Source organism: Pseudonocardia kunmingensis (assembly GCF_006716445.1).
Lineage (GTDB): Bacteria > Actinomycetota > Actinomycetes > Mycobacteriales > Pseudonocardiaceae > Pseudonocardia > Pseudonocardia kunmingensis.
In genome coordinates, this window is record NZ_VFPA01000001.1 from 1811234 (window position 1) to 1826599 (window position 15366).

Genomic DNA, 15366 nt, shown 5'->3' on the forward strand with positions numbered 1-15366 from the left:
GGCTAGCGCGCCGCGTAGTCCCGGAAGCCGTGCCCGGTCTTGCGGCCCAGCCTGCCCGCCGTGACCAAGTGCTCCAGCAGCGGCGCCGGGGCGAACCCGGAGAGCCGGAACTCCTGGTAGAGCGAGCGTTCGATGGCCAGCGACACGTCCAGGCCCACGACGTCGAGCAGCTCGAACGGCCCCATCGGCAGCGCGCAGCCGGTCTTCATGGCGGCGTCGATGTCGTCGGCGGTGGCGTAGTGGGCCTCGAGCATCTTGACCGCGTCGTTGAGGTAGGGGAACAGCAGCGCGTTGACGATGAACCCCGCGCGGTCGCCGCACGACACCGGTACCTTGCCCAGCCGCTCGCACAGGGCGAGCGCGGTGGCCGCGACGTCCGGTGCCGTGGTGATCGTCGAGACGACCTCGACCAGCTTCATGACGGGCGCGGGGTTGAAGAAGTGCAGGCCCACGACGTCCTGCGGGCGCGCGGTGGCCGACGCGCACTCGACCACCGGCAGCGACGAGGTGGTGGTGGCCAGGATCGCTCCGGGCTTGCAGATCTCGTCGAGCGCGGCGAACACGGCCCGCTTGACGTCCAGCTCCTCGGCGACCGCCTCGACGACCAGGTCCGCGTCGGCCATGTCCTCCAGCCGGGTGGTGCCGGTGATCCGGGCGATCGTGGCGTCCCGGGCGGCCTCGTCGAGCTTGCCGCGCACCACGGCCTTGTCCAGCGAGCGGCGGATGCCGGCGATCGCGCCGTCGACCTTGGAGTCGCTGCGCCCGCGCACGACCACGTCCAGCCCGGCCTTCGCGAGCACCTCGACGATCCCCGAGGCCATGGTGCCGGTGCCGACCACGCCGACGCGCTGCACGTCGCGCACGGAGACGTCCTCCGGCACCGTGCCCGAGGGCGTGTTCGCGTCCGGCACGACCTCGGAGCTGTGCGGCTTGGCGTAGGTGTAGAAGCCGCGCCCGGACTTCCGGCCGAGCAGCCCCGCGGTCATCATCTGCTTCAGCACCGGGGCGGGCGCGTTCATCATGTTGCGCGACTCGCGGTACATCGTCTCGAGGATCTCGTAGGCGGTGTCGAGCCCGATGAGGTCCAGCAGCGCCAGCGGGCCCATCGGGTAGCCGCAGCCGTGGCGCATGGCGGCGTCGAGGTCCTCACGGGTGGCGTAGCGCTGCTCGTACATGCGCGCGGCGTGGTTGAGGTAGCCGAACAGCAGGGCGTTGGCGATGAAGCCGGCGCGGTCGCCGATCACCACGGGGACCTTGTCGAGCGTGGCGGCGAACGCCTGCACGTCGTCGATCACGTCCGGCTCGGTGACGACGGTGCGGACGAGCTCCACGAGCTTCTGCACGGGCGCCGGGTTGAAGAAGTGCATCCCGACGACCTTGCCGGGACGGCCGGTGCGGACCGCCAGCTCGGTGATCGACAGCGACGAGGTGTTGGACGCGAGGATGACGTCCGGGCGGCACACGCGGTCGAGCTCGGCGAAGACACCCGCCTTGAGGTCGCGGTGCTCCGGCACGGCCTCGACGACGAGGTCGGCGTCGGCCATGTCGGACAGCGACGTGGTGGTGGTGATGCGGCCCAGCAGCTCGTCGGCGCCGGCCTGGGTGAGCTTGCCGCGACCCACCGCCCGCGCCGTGGAGGTCTCCAGGTGGGCCCGGCCGCGCTCGACGGCCTCGGCGTCCACCTCGGCGGCGATCACCTGCAGGCCGTTGCGGGCGAACACCTCGACGATGCCCGCCCCCATCGTGCCCAGGCCGACCACACCGACCGTACGGAACTCGCGCACTGCCAACCTCCCGCTTCCCCGAGGGACGGACCGCCCGATCCTCCCATCCGCACCCCGTCCCCGGGGTGTGAGCACTACCTCCCGTGGCGCACGCGCACGACGCCGAGCAGCGCCTTCATCGTGCGCGAGGTGCGGGAGAAGCTGGTGACCGGCACGGGTAGGCGGAAGCGCTGGCGGGCCACGGCCTGGGGTCGGGCGAACTCGCGCAGCCCGTCCTCGCCGTGGATGCGGCCGAAGCCCGAATCGCCGACTCCTCCGAAGGGGAGGCCCGGGATGCCGGCGAAGGAGATCACGCCGTTGACCGAGACCATCCCGCAGCGCAGCCGCCCGGCGATCTCCTCGCCGCGGGCGCGGGAGAAGACCGAGGCGCCGAGGCCGTAGCGGCCGGCGTTGGCCCGGCGCACGGCCTCGTCCAGGTCGGGGACCCGGTTGACGACGAGCAGGGGGCCGAAGGTCTCCTCGGTGACGGCGGCGCTGTCCTCGGGGACGTCGACGATCACGACCGGTTCGACGAACGGCGGCTGCACCGACTCGGCGCCGCCGACGACCGCGCGCCCTCCCCTGGCCAGCGCGTCCTCGACGTGGCGGCGCACCACCTCGGCCTGCGCGGGCATCGTCATCGGCCCGTACTCGCCGCCCGTCCCCGCCCGCAACCCGCGCGCCAGCGCCACGACCTTCGCCGTGAACTCCTCGGCCACCGCCTCGAGCACGTACACGCGCTCCACGCCCGCGCACGTCTGCCCCGCGTTGGACATGCCGCCCCACACCGCCGCGTCCGCCGCGGCGTCGAGGTCGGCGTCGACGTCGACGATCAGCGGGTCCTTCCCGCCGCACTCGACCAGCACCGGGGTCAACGTCTCGGCGCAGGTGGCCATCACGCGCTTGCCGGTGGCCGTCGAGCCGGTGAAGGCGATCTTCCCGACGCCCGGGGCGCGGCACAGCGCCGCGCCGGTCTCCCCGAACCCGGTGACGACCTGCAGCACCGGACGGCCGTCGACGATCTCGGCGAAGGTGTCCGCGAGCGCGACGCCGACGCCGGGCGTCAGCTCGCTCGGCTTGAGGACGACGGCGTTGCCGGCCGCGAGCGCGTAGGCGATCGAGCCCATCGGCGTGAACACCGGGTAGTTCCACGGGCCGATCACGCCGATGACGCCGAACGGCCGGTAGGTGAGGCTCGCCGCCTGGTTGCCCATCAGCAGCCCGGGCGCGACCTTGCGCGTGCCGAGGACCTTCTCGGCGTGCTTCGCGGCCCAGTCGAGGTGGTCGATCGCGAGCACCAGCTCGAGGCGGGCGTCGTCGAGCGGCTTGCCGGTCTCCTCGGCGATGACGTGCACGAGGTCGTCCGTCTTGTGGACGAGCGCCACCCGCCAGGCCGCGAGGCGGCGCCTGCGCTCGGCGTGGCCGAGCCCGTCCCACCACTGCGCGGCCCCCACCGCGCGCGCCACCGCGGCCTCCACCGCGACCGCGTCGTGCACGGGATGCGTGCCGACCACGTCGCCCGTGCGCGGGTCGAGGGACTCGAAGGTCGCCGTCGCGGGGACGGGCGGCACATCGGTGGCGGTCATTACTCCAGAGTAGGCCGCCGCCCACGGCCCGCACAGGCCGACGGCGGCCCGCCCGGGCCTACCCGTACGGCACGAAGTGGACCGCTGCCGACCCACCGAGCACGATCACGTGCCGAACTCCTCACGGACCTCGTCGAGGAGCGCGGCCGTGTCGATCGTGGTCTCGCAGCGCCGGGGCCGAGCGCGCATCCGCGCCACCCATTCATTCAGGTCCGATGCGCGGACAGTGCGTTCGACCGCCTCCTGAGCCAGTGCAGACAGCGGTAGCTTGCGCTCCAGCGCGGCCCGGTCGAGCCCGTCGGGGAGATAAACGGTGACTTCGGGCATACCCCCAAGTGTGCCCCCGCCTAGAACAGCAGCAGGTCGTCCTTCTCGAACCCGCGCAGGGCGTCGTAGTCGACGGTGACGCAGCGGATGCCGCGGTCCGTGGCCAGGGTGCGGGCCTGCGGCTTGATCTGCTGCGCCGCGAACACGCCCTTCACCGGCGCGAGCAGCGGGTCGCGGTTCATGAGCTCGAGGTAGCGGGTGAGCTGCTCGACGCCGTCGATCTCGCCGCGGCGCTTGATCTCGACGGCCACCGAGCCGCCGTCCGCGTCCCGGCAGAGCAGGTCGACCGGACCGATCGCGGTCATGTACTCGCGCCGCACCAGCGAGAAACCCTCGCCGAGCACACCGGGGTGATCGGCGAGCAGCTCCTGCAGGTGCGCCTCGACGCCGTCCTTCACCAGGCCCGGGTCGACGCCGAGCTCGTGCTTCGAGTCGTGCAGCACCTCGTCGATCTGGATGACGAGCGACTCGTCGGCCTTGTTGCGCACCGTCCACACGCCCGGCTGCTCCTCGAGCCAGCACGGGGGGCTCATCCAGTTCAGCGGTTTGTAGGCCCGGTCGTCGGCGTGGATGCTGACCGAGCCGTCGGCCTTGACCAGCAGCAACCGCGGCGCCATGGGCAGGTGGGCGGTGAGCCGCCCGACGTAGTCGACCTGGCACCGGGCGATGACGAGACGCACGGGGGCGAGCGTAGGGGAGCCCCGGCGTCGGACGAACGGCACTCTCGTCGGTTCCTGGCCGACGAGCGTGCCGTTCGTCAGGTGGTGGCGGGCGGCGCAGCAGCGTTGCGGGCGGCCAGGGCCGCTCCTGCTGCCGCCAACGCCGCGCGGAGCTCCTCCGGATGCAGCGCCTCGACCTCGCCGCCGAGGGCCGTGAGCTGGCCCGCCGCCACGTCGACGCTCTCGACGTCGAGCTCCAGCTCGCGCCAGCCCTCGGCGTCCGGGGGGCCTGCGTGCGCGATCGCCTTCAGCGCCGCGTCGTGGTCCGCGGCGTGCGGGAGGATCTTCAGCCCGCGCGGGCCCACCCGCAGCCGCACGGTCGCGCGCAGCATCTGGCTCTCGAACCGGCCCGCGGCCCCGGCCCACCACTCGGCGAGGTCGAAGCGGTCGGGGCGCTCGAAGCGGGCGCCGGTCGGCTCGGCGGCCGTGATCCGGTCGACCCGGTAGGTGCGCACGGTCTCGTCGACACCCGCGGCGAGGTACCAGGTGCCCGCCTTGAGCACGAGCCCGAGCGGGTCGACCGTCCGCTCGACGACGTCGTGGCGGCGCCGGTAGCCGATGCGCAGCCGCTGCTGCTCCCACACCGCCTCGGCCACGGCGGCCAGCTGGGTCACCTGCTGGGGGGTGTGGAACCAGCCCGGGGCGTCGAGGTGGAACCGCTCGGCGACGCCCCGCGCGTGGTCCTGCAGCTCCGCGGGCAGCGTCGCGAGCAGCTTGGCCTGCGCCCCGGCGAGCGCCGCGCTCATGCCCAGCTCGGCGAGCACCTGGGGGGCGCCGACCGCGAAGATCGCGGCGGCCTCCTGCGCCGTCAGCCCGTCGAGGCGGGTGCGCCAGCCGTCGACGAGCCGGATGCCGCCGCCACGGCCGGGCTCGGTCCAGAGCGGGACGCCCGCGGCGGACAGCGCGGCCACGTCGCGGTAGATCGTGCGCTCTGAGACCTCCAGCTCGCGCGCGAGCTGGGCCGCCGTCGCCCCGCGCAGGCGCTGGAGGGTGAACAGCAGGGTGACCAGGCGGGACGCGCGCACCCCCGGGATCGTGCCGCATGCGGTGGCGGTGCACGGTGGTCGGCGTGCAGACGATCAGCAGCCGACAGGTCTACGCGAACCGGTGGATGACGCTCCGGGAGGACGCGATCCGCCTCGACGACGGCAGCGAGGGGATCTACGGCGTCGTCGACAAGCCGACCGCCGCCATCGTCATCCCCCGCGACGGGGACCGGCTGCACCTCGTGGAGCAGTTCCGCTACCCGGTGGGGCAGCGGCGCTGGGAGTTCCCGATGGGCACGGCCCCGGACCGGGCCGAGGTCGACCCCGCCGAGCTCGCCGCCCGCGAGCTCGCCGAGGAGACCGGTCTCGTCGCCGGCCGGATGGAGCTGCTCGGCGACCTGGACATCGCACCGGGCATGTCGAGCCAGCGCGAGCACGTGTTCCTCGCGACCGACCTGCGCGAGGGCCCGGTCGGGCGCGAGCACAGCGAGCAGGACATGCGCGCCCGCTGGTTCACCACCGCCGAGTTCGAGCAGATGGTGCGCCGCTCCCAGCTCGTCGACGCCCAGACGCTCGCGGCCTACCTGTTGCTGCGGTTGCGGGACGCCGGCTCCGCGTGACGGTCAGCTCCGCGGAGGACCGGCGGGCCGCTCAGGCGACTGCTGCGGCCACCGACCCGGTCGGACCGGAGCCCCCCGCCTCCGGTCCGACCGGTCCCTCCCCCCGCAACCGGCTCCGCCCCCCTCAGCGGCGCCGGTGACCCGTCCCCCCGGGCCCGGCCGGACGCGACTCCCCGCGCCGTCCGGCCCGACCAGCTCGGCGGGCTACCGCAGCAGCAGCGGCAGCCGGGCGAGACGCCGGATGCCCGGCACCGGGATCCACTCCAGCTCCTCGGTGGCGAGCGCGAGGTCGGGGAACCGCTCGAACAGCGCCCGCAGCGCGACCTCGCCCTCCTGCCGGGCGAGCGCGGCGCCGAGGCAGTAGTGGAATCCGTGCCCGAACCCGACGTGTCCCTCCCCGCGCCCGGCCGGGCGCCGCGTCACGTCGAGGCGGTCCGGCTCGGCGTACTCGCGCGGATCGTGGTTCGCCGAGACCAGGATGGGCTGCACGACCTCGCCCCGCCGGATCGTCACACCCCCGAGCTCCACGTCCTGCGCGGCGTAGCGCGCCCGCGAGATCTGCACGGGCCCGCACCAGCGCATCAGCTCGTGCACCGCGCCGGGCCACAGCTCCGGTTCGGCACGCAGCCGCGCGAGCTGGTCGGGGTGGGTGAGCAGGGCGAGCGTCGAGGCGCCGATCAGGTGCGCCGTGGTCTCGTGGCCCGCGATGACCAGCGTGAGCACCATCGTCACGAGCTCGTCCGCGGACAGGCGGTCGCCGTCCTCCTCCTGCACCTGGACGAGCGCGGTGAGCAGGTCGTCCGCGGGCTCCGCGCGCCGGCGCGCGACCAGGTCGTGGATGTGGTCGATCATCTCCCGGGCCACGGCCGGCGTCTGCTCCGGGTTCATGGTCATCAGCACCGCGCCCCAGCGCCGCCACGCGGGCCGGTCCTCCTCCGGCACCCCCACCAGTTCGCAGATCACGGTGATCGGCAGCGGGTAGGCGAACTCGGAGATCAAGTCGACGGGGCCGTCGAGCGTCGCCAGCCGGTCGAGCAGCCCCGCGGTGATCTCCTCCACGCGCGGTCGCAACGCGCCGATCCGGCGCACCGTGAAGGCCCGCGAGACGAGCTTGCGCAGCCGCGTGTGGTCGTCGCCGTCGGCGTCGAGGATCGAGTCGGTGAAGTAGTGGGCGAGCTCGCGCGGGATGCCGATCATCTCGGTGAGCTTGTCGCGCAGGTTGTCCACGGTGACGCCGGACACCGAGGTGGCGCTGTTGACGAAGCGCGGGTCGCCGAGGACCGTCCGGACGTCAGCCTGGCGCGTGACGAACCAGCACGGGCTGCCGTCGGGTGAGCGGCCCCGCAGGACCGGCGCCTCCTCCCGCAGCCACCCGTAGCCCGCCACCGGGTCGCGGAGCAGAGCGGGGTCCATGACGTCGGGTTCGGGTCGCAGCGGGTTCGTCTGCTGCGTGGCCGGCTGGGTCATCGCTGGCTCCGTTTCCGGCGCCCGCGTCCGGGTCAACGGACGCGGCGGCGCCATTCCTGATCGACGTGGACGAGCAGCGACCGGTAGCGCTGCGCGATCTCCGGTGCGATGCGCGCGAGCTCGGCGGCGGGCGGGTCCGGCGCCTGCACCGCGGCCGCGATGGTCTGCTCGAGCAGCGCGGACCGCTCCTCGACGTCCGGGACGAGGTCGCCGTAGCCGAACCCGTCGACCAGCAGGAAGCCGGACGCGGTTGCGGCGAACGCGTACAGCGCCGAATCGGGGGGCAGGCCCGGTCGCAGGCAGCCCGCGGCACCGAGCAGGTGGATGTGCTGGCGCACCGCGTCCGCGCGGGCGGCGGCGAGCTCGCCGAGCGTGCCCCCGGCCTCGTGCGCCAGCCTGCCGAGCACCTCGGCGTCACCGAGGTAGACCGAGCGCGCGACCGGCACGGACACCAGCTGCTCGTAGAGCAGCCGCATCGTGGCGCCCGGCAGGACGGTGCGCGGGTCGGCATCCATCCGGTCGGCCAGGTGCTGGACGATCTTGCGCTGCTCCCGCAGCAGCACCGTGAGGAAGAGCGCGTCCTTCGAGCGGAAGTGCAGGTACACCGTGCCCTTGCCGATGCCGGCGTGCCGCGCGACCTCGTCGATCGTCACGCGCTGGTAGCCCCACCGCACGAGCAGCTCCGCCGCGCTGTCGAGCATCCGCTCGACGCGCGGTTCCGGAACCTCCGGTGCCGCCATGCCCACCTCGCAGAACGCTGTGACTCGATTTGCTCATCGAGTCATACGGTCACGGTAGCCCCGCCGACCGGTTCCGGCAAGGAAGTGCGCTGCGATGCTGTGACCGGCTCTCAGGTCGGGTTACCGTCGGGCATGACCGACTACGAGCACCTGCTGGTGAAGCAGGAGGGGGACACCGTCCGGATCACGATGAACCGGCCGGAACGGCGCAACACGCTCACCGAGGCGCACCTGCGCGAGCTCCTCGACGCGTTCGAGACCACCGGGCGGTCGGACGCCACCGGCATCGTGCTCGCCGGGGAGGGCAAGGCGTTCTCGGCGGGGCACGACTTCTCCGACGTCGCCGCCCGGGACCTCGCGGGCGTCCGCGACCTGCTCCAGCTGTGCACCCGGCTGATGCGCACGATCGAGTCGGTGCCGCAGGTGGTGATCGCCCGCGTGCACGCCATCGCCACGGCCGCGGGCTGCCAGCTCGTCGCGTCCTGCGACCTCGCCGTGGCGGCCGAGTCGGCGCTGTTCGCGCTGCCCGGGGGCAAGGGCGGCTGGTTCTGCCACACGCCCGCCGTCCCCGTCGCGCGCAACATCGGCCGCAAGCGCCTGATGGAGATGGCCCTGACCGGCGACACCATCGACGCCGCGACCGCCGCGGAGTGGGGCCTCGTCAACTACGCGGTGCCGGACGACCAGCTCGACGCGCGCGTCGACGACCTGCTCGCCCGCGCCACCCGGGGCAGCCGCTTCGGCAAGGCCGTCGGCAAGCAGACGCTCTACGCCCAGCTCGACCGGCCCGAGGCCGACGCCTACGCGATCGCGACCGAGGTCATGGCCTCCCTGTCGCAGTCCCCGGGCGCCAAGGAAGGCATGGCCGCGTTCCTGGAGAAGCGCAAGCCGGTCTGGCCGGACTAGCGCGGGGGCACGCACCCCACTTCGACGGGGGCGCGGGCTGAACCGGGGCGCATGAGCGCGCCTCGACCGGGCACCGGGTGCCGACCTGCCGCTCCTCCACCGACGCACCCCTTCCGCGGCCACGCACCCCGTCGACGGGTCGCGTGAGGCGAGTTCGGGGGTGTGAGCACGTGGCCGCTCCTCTCGGGGGTTCCTCTCTGGTGGGGCGGGTTGCGGTGGGCGCGCCGTTCCCGGCTCGAGGCCACTGCCCCACTCCGCGCCCAACGGTCACTCGCAGTCGGCCCAGTGCCCTGCCCGACCTCCGGTGGCGAGGGGTGGTCCGGTTGGCAGAACTACCGAGTGACGTGGTCGCTCCGGCGGCCGTCCCCGACCGGGCCCAGGCCGGTCCACGACGAGAACCTTCCTGCCGGGTGCCACTCATCTGGCTGTGGTGCCGTTTTCCAACCCCATCGACAACAGCCTTGATCAGGGAACCAGGGACATGAGCCGCACCCATGCAGCACATGTCCCGTTTCCACCGATCACGAGCGCCTGGACGGCTACGAGCATGTCCGATGATCACCGGGACGGGGTGGATCGGGACCACAGCCAGGTGCGCACCTACCCAGCAGCGACGGGCTCGTCCCCAACAGGCCTGGGCCAGGTCGGGGACGGCCGCCCGGCCGGCCCCGATATTCGGCAGTTGCACCAACCCGGCCACCTCGCCGACGGGCGGCGGCAGGGGAACCGACCGACTGCGCCGGGGACCGGGCCGAGGCGGGCGGCAGTGGCCTCGAGCCGGGAACGGCTCGCCCACAGCAGAATCCCCCGTGACATCGACACCATGGGTCTGCGACCGCGGCCGAAGACCCATGAGGTCGACCGGGTCGGCACCGGCGCGTTCCGCGGAACGCGACCGGCCATGATCAGCACGGTGGCCACCCTCGACGGGACTTCGCCCGGTTCCGCCGTCCGGCACGAGCTGCTCCACGGCGGCCGGCAGGGCTGAGAGCGCCGCGCACTACTCTGCTCGGGATGCTCTCCCGACGGCGACTCCTCGCGCTCACGATCCCGGCGGGTGCGGCGGTCGCCTGCTCCCGGCCCGCCGGGAGCACCCTCGAGCGGGCGAGGGCGGACGGCGCGATCCGCGTGGGTGTCTCCGGCGAGCAGCCTTACAGCTACGTCGACTCCGCCGGGCGGGTCACCGGTTCGCAGCCGGAGGTCGCGCGCGCGGTGCTGGCCCGCCTCGGGATCGACGGCCTCGCCGCCGTGCGCGTGCCGTTCGCCGACCTGATCCCCCAGCTGCAGGCCGGAGTGTTCGACCTGATCACCGCGGGGATGACCGTCAAGCCCGACCGCTGCCGCGAGGTCGCCTTCACGCGGCCCGACTTCGTCGCCCCGCCGGCGTTCCTCGTCCAGGAGGGCAACCCGCGCGAGATCGAGTCGTTCCGCGACGTCGCCCGCTCCGAGGTGCGCCTCGCGGTGATCGCCGGGGGTGTCGAGATCGACTACGCCCGCGCGGCCGGGGTGCCCGACGACCAGTTGGAGATCGTCGACGGCCAGTCGGAGCTGCTCCGCAGCGTCGCGGGCGAACGCGTCGCCGTCGGCGCGCTGACCCGGATCTCGCTGCTCGACGAGCTGCGCCGCAACCCGGGCGCGGGCGTCGAGGTCACCGAGGCCGTGGAGCCCGTCGTCGGCGGGCGTCCCGTCGTGCCCGCCGCCGCCTTCGCCGTCCGCACCGGCGAGAACGACTTCCTCGAGGCGTTCAACGCGGAGCTGGCCGCATTGCAGGCCTCGGGCGAGTGGCTGCGCATCACCGAGCAGTTCGGTTTCACGCGCGAGAACCTGCCGCCCGCGGGCCTGACGACGGCGGAGCTCTGCACACCGAGAGGCTGAGACGCCGCACGCTGTGATCAGCCCCTGCTCAGCACCGCCTTCAGGAACTCCTGCGTGCGCGGGTGGTCCGGCTCCGAGAAGAGCTTCTCCGGCGGCGCGTCCTCGATCACCTGGCCGCCGTCGAACATCATCACCCGGTGCGAGAAGTCGCGCGCGAAGCCCATCTCGTGCGTGACGCACAGGATCGTGATGTCGGTGGTCTCACCGATGTCCTGCAGCAGCTTGAGCACCCCCGCCACCAGCTCGGGGTCCAGTGCGGAGGTCACCTCGTCGAGCAGCAGGACGTCCGGCTGCATCGCCAGCGCCCGCGCGATCGCCACGCGCTGCTGCTGGCCGCCCGACAGCCGCGACGGGTGCTCGTCGATCTTCTCCCCGAGCCCGACCAGGTCGAGCAGTTCCTTCGCCCGCGCGTTCGCCTCGTCCTTGGACAGCCCGAGCACGCGGGTGGGCGCCTCGATCAGGTTGCCCCGCACGGTCATGTTCGGGAAGAGGTTGAACTGCTGGAACACCATCCCGATGCGCTTGCGCACCTCACGGCTGTGCTTCTCGTCGGCGGGGACGAGCTTGCCGCCCTTCTCCATGTGCGAGAGGTACTTGCCGGCCACCTTGATGGTGCCGCCGGTGACCGACTCCAGGCACATGAGCAGCCGCAGGATCGTGGTCTTGCCCGACCCGGACGGCCCGATCAGCGTGACGTGCTCACCCGGCGCGACGGTGAAGCTGAGGTCGGAGAGCACGACGTTGTCGCCGAACCGCTTCTCCACGTCGTCAAATACGATCATGGGCTCGGTCGCACCGTTAGATTGCACCGACACGACGCTCCAATCTGCGCATCAGCAACGAGGCGGGGTAGCTGAGCAGGAGGAAGAACAGTCCCGCGAGGGTGTAGGGCTCGACGTAGCGGAAGTACGTGTTGCCGACCTCCTCTGCCCGCCCGACCACGTCCAGGACGCTGATCGCGACCAGCAGCGGGACCTCTTTGAACATCGAGATCACGTAGTTGCCGAGAGCGGGGACCACCCTGGGGATCGCCTGCGGGAGCACCACGCCGGTCCAGACCCGCGACCTCGGCAGGCTCAGCGCTGTGGCCGCCTCCCACTGCCCACGGGGGACGGCATCGATGCCGGCGCGATAAACCTCTGACGTGTAGCAGGCGTAGTGGATACCGAGCGCGATCACGCCGACGGTGAGCCCGCTCAAGACGACGCCGAATGCGGGCAGGCCGAAGTAAAGAAAGAAGATCTGCACCAACAGCGGCGTACTGCGCACGAACTCGACGAACGCGCGCACGATGATCGCGACCGGGCGCGGACCGCGCTGCAGCACCGCGAACACCAAGCCGAGCACCATCGCGATGATCGATCCGAGCACCGTCGCGACGAGCGTGAGCCCGAGCCCCTCGACGAGGGCGGGCAGGATCGAGAACGCGTAGTTCCAGTCCCAGACGGTCATCAGTGGGTCCCTGCCAACGCTCGTGCAGCACCGCGGCGGGGCGCGCCCCGTCCGAGACGCGACGCGGCCAGCCGCTCCAGCCCCCGCATCACCGCGGTGATGACCAGCGACATCACCAGGTAGTAGAGCAGGAGCAGCAGCATGATCTGGATGACCCACGGGTTGAAGTTCGGGATCAGGACCTCGGTCGCCTGCCTCGTGATCTCGGGGATGAAGACGAACGACAGGATCGATGTGCTCTTGAGCAGCTGGATGAACAGGTTGTTGAAGGGCGGGATCATCTCGGCGACCGCCTGCGGAAGGATCACCCGCCGCATCCGCTGGGCGGGCGAGAGGCTGAGCGCGAGCGCACCCTCGTACTGCGCCCGCGGGACGGACTGCACCGCCCCTCGGACGATCTCGGCGCCGTAGGCCCCGTGGTTGAGACCCAGTACTGCCACACCGCCCCACAGCGGGATGAACTCGAAGCCGACCAGCACCGGCAGCGCGAAGAAGATCCAGAACAGCTGGACGACCTCGGACGTGCCTCGCAGGCCTTCCACGTAGATCCGGCTGATCACGCGCACCCACCGCCAGGGCGACAGGAGCGCGAGCCCCGCGACGAACGACAGCACGATCGTCAGACCGATGCCGCCGACCGTAGCGATCATGGTGTACGGCAGGCCCTGGTTGAGTATCGACAGCCAGGTGCCGAAGGTCTCCACGGCCGGCTCAGGCCGAGCAGAGCTGCTCGGTGGTCACCCCGTCTGCAGGCAGGTTGTCCTCCGAGAAGCCGAAGGGGCTCGCGGCCGTGAGCCAGCGTCCGTCGTCGTGCGCCTTCTGCAGCTCGGCGTTGAAGGCCTCCCGCAGGTCGTTGTCGGCCTGCCGGAACACGAACCCGCCCGCGGAGACCACGGGCTGCCCGTTCTCGGTGGGCGTGAAGCCTTCGGTGACCTCGACCCCGGCGTCCGGGTTCTTCCCGGCGAGCCACTTGAGCGAGATGTCGGTCAGGGCGGCCGCGTACGCCCGCCCGGAGGTGACGGCCTGCAGCAGTGCGTTCTGGTCGTCGTAGACGCTGATGCTTCCGGCGGGGACGCCTGCGGCCTCCGCGTAACCCTGTTCCACAGCGGCACTGAGCACGGCGAGCGGCACGCCCTTGGCCGCGATGTCCTCGAACGTGGCCACCTGCTGCGGGTTGCCGGCCGGCACGAGGAACGCGGTCAGCGCGGTGTAGTCCGGGATCGAGAACGCCGCCTGTCCGCAGCGCTCGGCGGTGATGTTCATACCCGCGCACACCATGTCGTAGCGGTTGGCGTTCAGCGCGGGGATGAGCGACCCGAAGTCGACCTGCTCGGCCTGCACCTCGGCGATGCCCATGGCCTGCAGCACGACACGTGCGACCTCAGGGGCCTCCCCGGTGACGTTGCCGCTGACGTCGGTGAAGCCGTACGGCTCCTCACCGGCGATACCGATGCGGATGCTGCCGGCACTCCGGGCGTTCTCCAGGACGCTCCCGCCGCCTGCTGCGCCTCCGCCGCCGGTGCTCTGGCACGCCGCGAGGAACGTCGATCCGCCGATCGCCACCGCTCCGGCCGTCGCCGTGCGGCGCAGGAAGTCACGCCTGCTCCAGAACTGCGTCATGGCTACTCCTTCCGTTCGTCCGGCGACCCCCCTCCGGTCACCGACGTCGAAGTCCGAACGTAGGGGAACTCGTTCGCCTCGCCGTCACCTGGGCGCCGCATCCCTCTACTCGTTACGCGACCGCAACGAGCTGCATGTTTCCGGCCGACCTTCACCCGATCGGACGCCATAAACGCCCGAAGGGGCGGGTACACACGGCGCCGCTTCCACCGACCGCCCGACCCAGCCGACGAGCCCGGCATGCGACAGGATCGGGGCATGCTGCGCATCGCCGGGCTCCCGGTCTGGGTCGGCCCGTCCGAGGTCATCGCCGGAGCACGCGCCGTGGTCGGGTGGAGCGACGAGGCCGTGCAGGTCGTCGCCTCCCTGCCCGAGCGGGTGGCCGGGCTCCTCGACGAGGCGGACGGGTTGGTCGGGCGGATCACCGCGGTCGCGGACCGCGCCGACACGATCGTCGAGCGGACCGACGGGATCATGCGGTCGGTCGACGACCTGCTGGGCGCGGTGCAGGTCGCGGTCGGCCGGGTCGACGAGGTGCTGCGCGACGCCGACGGCATGGTCCGCACCGTGGACGCGCTACTGGCCGAGGTCCGCACGGTCGCCGACGGTGCGAGCGCGCTGGTCAGCCGCGCGGGCGGGGTGGCCGACGAGGCGGCCGGGCTCGTCGGCCGGGCCGGCGGCGTGGCCGACGACGCGGCCGGGCTCGTGGCACGCGCCGACGGGGTGGCCGAGGGCGCCGCGGTGCTCGTGGAGAAGGCAGGCGCGGTGGCCGACGAGGCGGCCACCGTCGTGGCCGGCGCCGGCACCGTCGCCGCGGACGCGCGCACGATCGTCGCCACCGCGGGAGGCGTGGCCGACGACGCGGGCGCGGTGATCGGCACGGCGACCGCGGTGGCCGACCGCGCGGGCTCGGTGGTCGACCAGGCCGCCGGGGCCGCGAACGGGGCCTCGGAGCTGCTGGCCACCTACCAGCCGATCGCCCGGCAGGCCGCGCCGCTGGCCCGCAGGTTCGTGGAGGAGTTCTCCGAGGACGAGGTGCGGGCGGCGATCCGGCTGATCGACCAGCTGCCGCAGCTCACCGAGCACCTCGAGGGCGACATCATGCCGATCCTGGCCACCCTCGACCGGGTCGGCCCGGACGTCCACGAGCTGCTCGAACAGCTCAAGGAGGTGCGCCAGGCGATCCAGGGCATCCCCGGCCTCGGCTTCTTCCGCAGGCGGGGCGAGCGCAACGACGCGGAGGAGAACGCCGCCCGCTGACCCCCGTCCCGCACCGTGGAGCCGTACTGCTGTCATCCGGGCGGC

General features: G+C 72.5%; 16 protein-coding genes. 5 read left to right on the forward strand and 11 right to left on the reverse strand.

Going from position 1 to position 15366, the window contains the following annotated elements:
* Positions 1-2: 2 nt before the first annotated feature.
* From FB558_RS08555 to FB558_RS08575, 5 genes are all read right to left on the reverse strand, one after another.
* Positions 3-1742, reverse strand: coding sequence for a 3-hydroxyacyl-CoA dehydrogenase family protein (locus FB558_RS08555; RefSeq protein ID WP_142053894.1), 1740 nt, complete (start codon positions 1740-1742; stop codon positions 3-5).
* Positions 1743-1858: 116 nt separating this feature from the next.
* Positions 1859-3349, reverse strand: a complete 1491-nt coding sequence (locus FB558_RS08560; RefSeq protein ID WP_142050022.1) for an aldehyde dehydrogenase family protein — start codon at positions 3347-3349, stop codon at positions 1859-1861.
* Positions 3350-3454: 105 nt separating this feature from the next.
* The gene (locus FB558_RS08565) at positions 3455-3676 is read right to left on the reverse strand and encodes a hypothetical protein (RefSeq protein ID WP_142050025.1); all 222 of its coding nucleotides are present in this window, start codon (positions 3674-3676) and stop codon (positions 3455-3457) included.
* Positions 3677-3696: 20 nt separating this feature from the next.
* Positions 3697-4356, reverse strand: coding sequence for an endonuclease NucS (gene nucS / locus FB558_RS08570; RefSeq protein ID WP_142050028.1), 660 nt, complete (start codon positions 4354-4356; stop codon positions 3697-3699).
* 77 nt (positions 4357-4433) lie between these two features.
* A complete protein-coding gene (locus FB558_RS08575; RefSeq protein ID WP_142050031.1) occupies positions 4434-5420 on the reverse strand; it encodes a helix-turn-helix transcriptional regulator in 987 nt (328 codons plus the stop codon).
* Between the two features lie 44 nt (positions 5421-5464).
* Between FB558_RS08575 and FB558_RS08580 the strand changes: the two genes are divergently transcribed.
* On the forward strand, positions 5465-6001 hold the full coding sequence (locus tag FB558_RS08580; protein ID WP_246106324.1) for an NUDIX domain-containing protein: 537 nt from the start codon (positions 5465-5467) through the stop codon (positions 5999-6001).
* A 204-nt stretch (positions 6002-6205) separates the two neighbouring features.
* Here the strand turns inward: FB558_RS08580 and FB558_RS08585 are convergent, their stop codons facing one another.
* A complete protein-coding gene (locus FB558_RS08585; RefSeq protein ID WP_142050036.1) occupies positions 6206-7468 on the reverse strand; it encodes a cytochrome P450 family protein in 1263 nt (420 codons plus the stop codon).
* A gap of 32 nt (positions 7469-7500) precedes the next feature.
* On the reverse strand, positions 7501-8208 hold the full coding sequence (locus FB558_RS08590; RefSeq protein ID WP_142050039.1) for a TetR/AcrR family transcriptional regulator: 708 nt from the start codon (positions 8206-8208) through the stop codon (positions 7501-7503).
* Between the two features lie 132 nt (positions 8209-8340).
* Between FB558_RS08590 and FB558_RS08595 the strand changes: the two genes are divergently transcribed.
* From FB558_RS08595 to ehuB (FB558_RS08600), 3 genes are all read left to right on the forward strand, one after another.
* Positions 8341-9114 (forward strand): enoyl-CoA hydratase-related protein, encoded by a 774-nt coding sequence (locus FB558_RS08595; protein WP_142050042.1) that lies wholly within the window; start codon positions 8341-8343, stop codon positions 9112-9114.
* 823 nt (positions 9115-9937) lie between these two features.
* Positions 9938-10102, forward strand: a complete 165-nt coding sequence (locus FB558_RS43160) for a hypothetical protein (protein ID WP_170231239.1) — start codon at positions 9938-9940, stop codon at positions 10100-10102.
* 26 nt (positions 10103-10128) lie between these two features.
* Positions 10129-10989, forward strand: a complete 861-nt coding sequence (gene ehuB, locus FB558_RS08600) for an ectoine/hydroxyectoine ABC transporter substrate-binding protein EhuB (RefSeq protein WP_142050045.1) — start codon at positions 10129-10131, stop codon at positions 10987-10989.
* A 17-nt stretch (positions 10990-11006) separates the two neighbouring features.
* Here the strand turns inward: ehuB (FB558_RS08600) and ehuA are convergent, their stop codons facing one another.
* Genes ehuA through ehuB (FB558_RS08620) form a run of 4 tightly spaced genes read right to left on the reverse strand, consistent with a single transcriptional unit; the run spans position 11007 to position 14061 of the window.
* Positions 11007-11771: an ectoine/hydroxyectoine ABC transporter ATP-binding protein EhuA gene (gene ehuA, locus FB558_RS08605; RefSeq protein WP_142050048.1), complete on the reverse strand. Its 765-nt coding sequence runs from the start codon at positions 11769-11771 to the stop codon at positions 11007-11009.
* Between the two features lie 16 nt (positions 11772-11787).
* Positions 11788-12441 (reverse strand): ectoine/hydroxyectoine ABC transporter permease subunit EhuD, encoded by a 654-nt coding sequence (ehuD, locus tag FB558_RS08610; protein ID WP_425467979.1) that lies wholly within the window; start codon positions 12439-12441, stop codon positions 11788-11790.
* Positions 12441-13145 (reverse strand): amino acid ABC transporter permease, encoded by a 705-nt coding sequence (locus tag FB558_RS08615; RefSeq protein WP_142050051.1) that lies wholly within the window; start codon positions 13143-13145, stop codon positions 12441-12443. Before FB558_RS08615 ends, ehuD begins: the two co-directional genes overlap by 1 nt.
* Before the next feature lie 7 nt (positions 13146-13152).
* Positions 13153-14061, reverse strand: coding sequence for an ectoine/hydroxyectoine ABC transporter substrate-binding protein EhuB (gene ehuB / locus FB558_RS08620; RefSeq protein ID WP_142050054.1), 909 nt, complete (start codon positions 14059-14061; stop codon positions 13153-13155).
* A 240-nt stretch (positions 14062-14301) separates the two neighbouring features.
* Between ehuB (FB558_RS08620) and FB558_RS08625 the strand changes: the two genes are divergently transcribed.
* A complete protein-coding gene (locus FB558_RS08625) occupies positions 14302-15321 on the forward strand; it encodes a TrbL/VirB6 family protein (RefSeq protein WP_142050057.1) in 1020 nt (339 codons plus the stop codon).
* Positions 15322-15366 lie beyond the last annotated feature (45 nt).

Excerpts from the sequence above, each read along its gene's own strand:
- FB558_RS08585 (WP_142050036.1), bottom strand. The coding sequence starts at position 7,468 with ATGACCCAGCCGGCCACGCAGCAGACGAACCCGCTGCGACCCGAACCC.
- ehuD (WP_425467979.1), bottom strand. The coding sequence starts at position 12,441 with ATGACCGTCTGGGACTGGAACTACGCGTTCTCGATCCTGCCCGCCCTC.
- FB558_RS08555 (WP_142053894.1), bottom strand. The coding sequence starts at position 1,742 with ATGGGGGCGGGCATCGTCGAGGTGTTCGCCCGCAACGGCCTGCAGGTG.
- FB558_RS08625 (WP_142050057.1), top strand. The coding sequence starts at position 14,302 with ATGCGACAGGATCGGGGCATGCTGCGCATCGCCGGGCTCCCGGTCTGG.
- ehuA (WP_142050048.1), bottom strand. The coding sequence starts at position 11,771 with ATGATCGTATTTGACGACGTGGAGAAGCGGTTCGGCGACAACGTCGTG.
- FB558_RS08595 (WP_142050042.1), top strand. The coding sequence starts at position 8,341 with ATGACCGACTACGAGCACCTGCTGGTGAAGCAGGAGGGGGACACCGTC.
- FB558_RS08590 (WP_142050039.1), bottom strand. The coding sequence starts at position 8,208 with ATGGCGGCACCGGAGGTTCCGGAACCGCGCGTCGAGCGGATGCTCGAC.
- ehuB (WP_142050045.1), top strand. The coding sequence starts at position 10,129 with ATGCTCTCCCGACGGCGACTCCTCGCGCTCACGATCCCGGCGGGTGCG.
- ehuB (WP_142050054.1), bottom strand. The coding sequence starts at position 14,061 with ATGACGCAGTTCTGGAGCAGGCGTGACTTCCTGCGCCGCACGGCGACG.
- FB558_RS43160 (WP_170231239.1), top strand. The coding sequence starts at position 9,938 with ATGGGTCTGCGACCGCGGCCGAAGACCCATGAGGTCGACCGGGTCGGC.
- FB558_RS08560 (WP_142050022.1), bottom strand. The coding sequence starts at position 3,349 with ATGACCGCCACCGATGTGCCGCCCGTCCCCGCGACGGCGACCTTCGAG.
- FB558_RS08565 (WP_142050025.1), bottom strand. The coding sequence starts at position 3,676 with ATGCCCGAAGTCACCGTTTATCTCCCCGACGGGCTCGACCGGGCCGCG.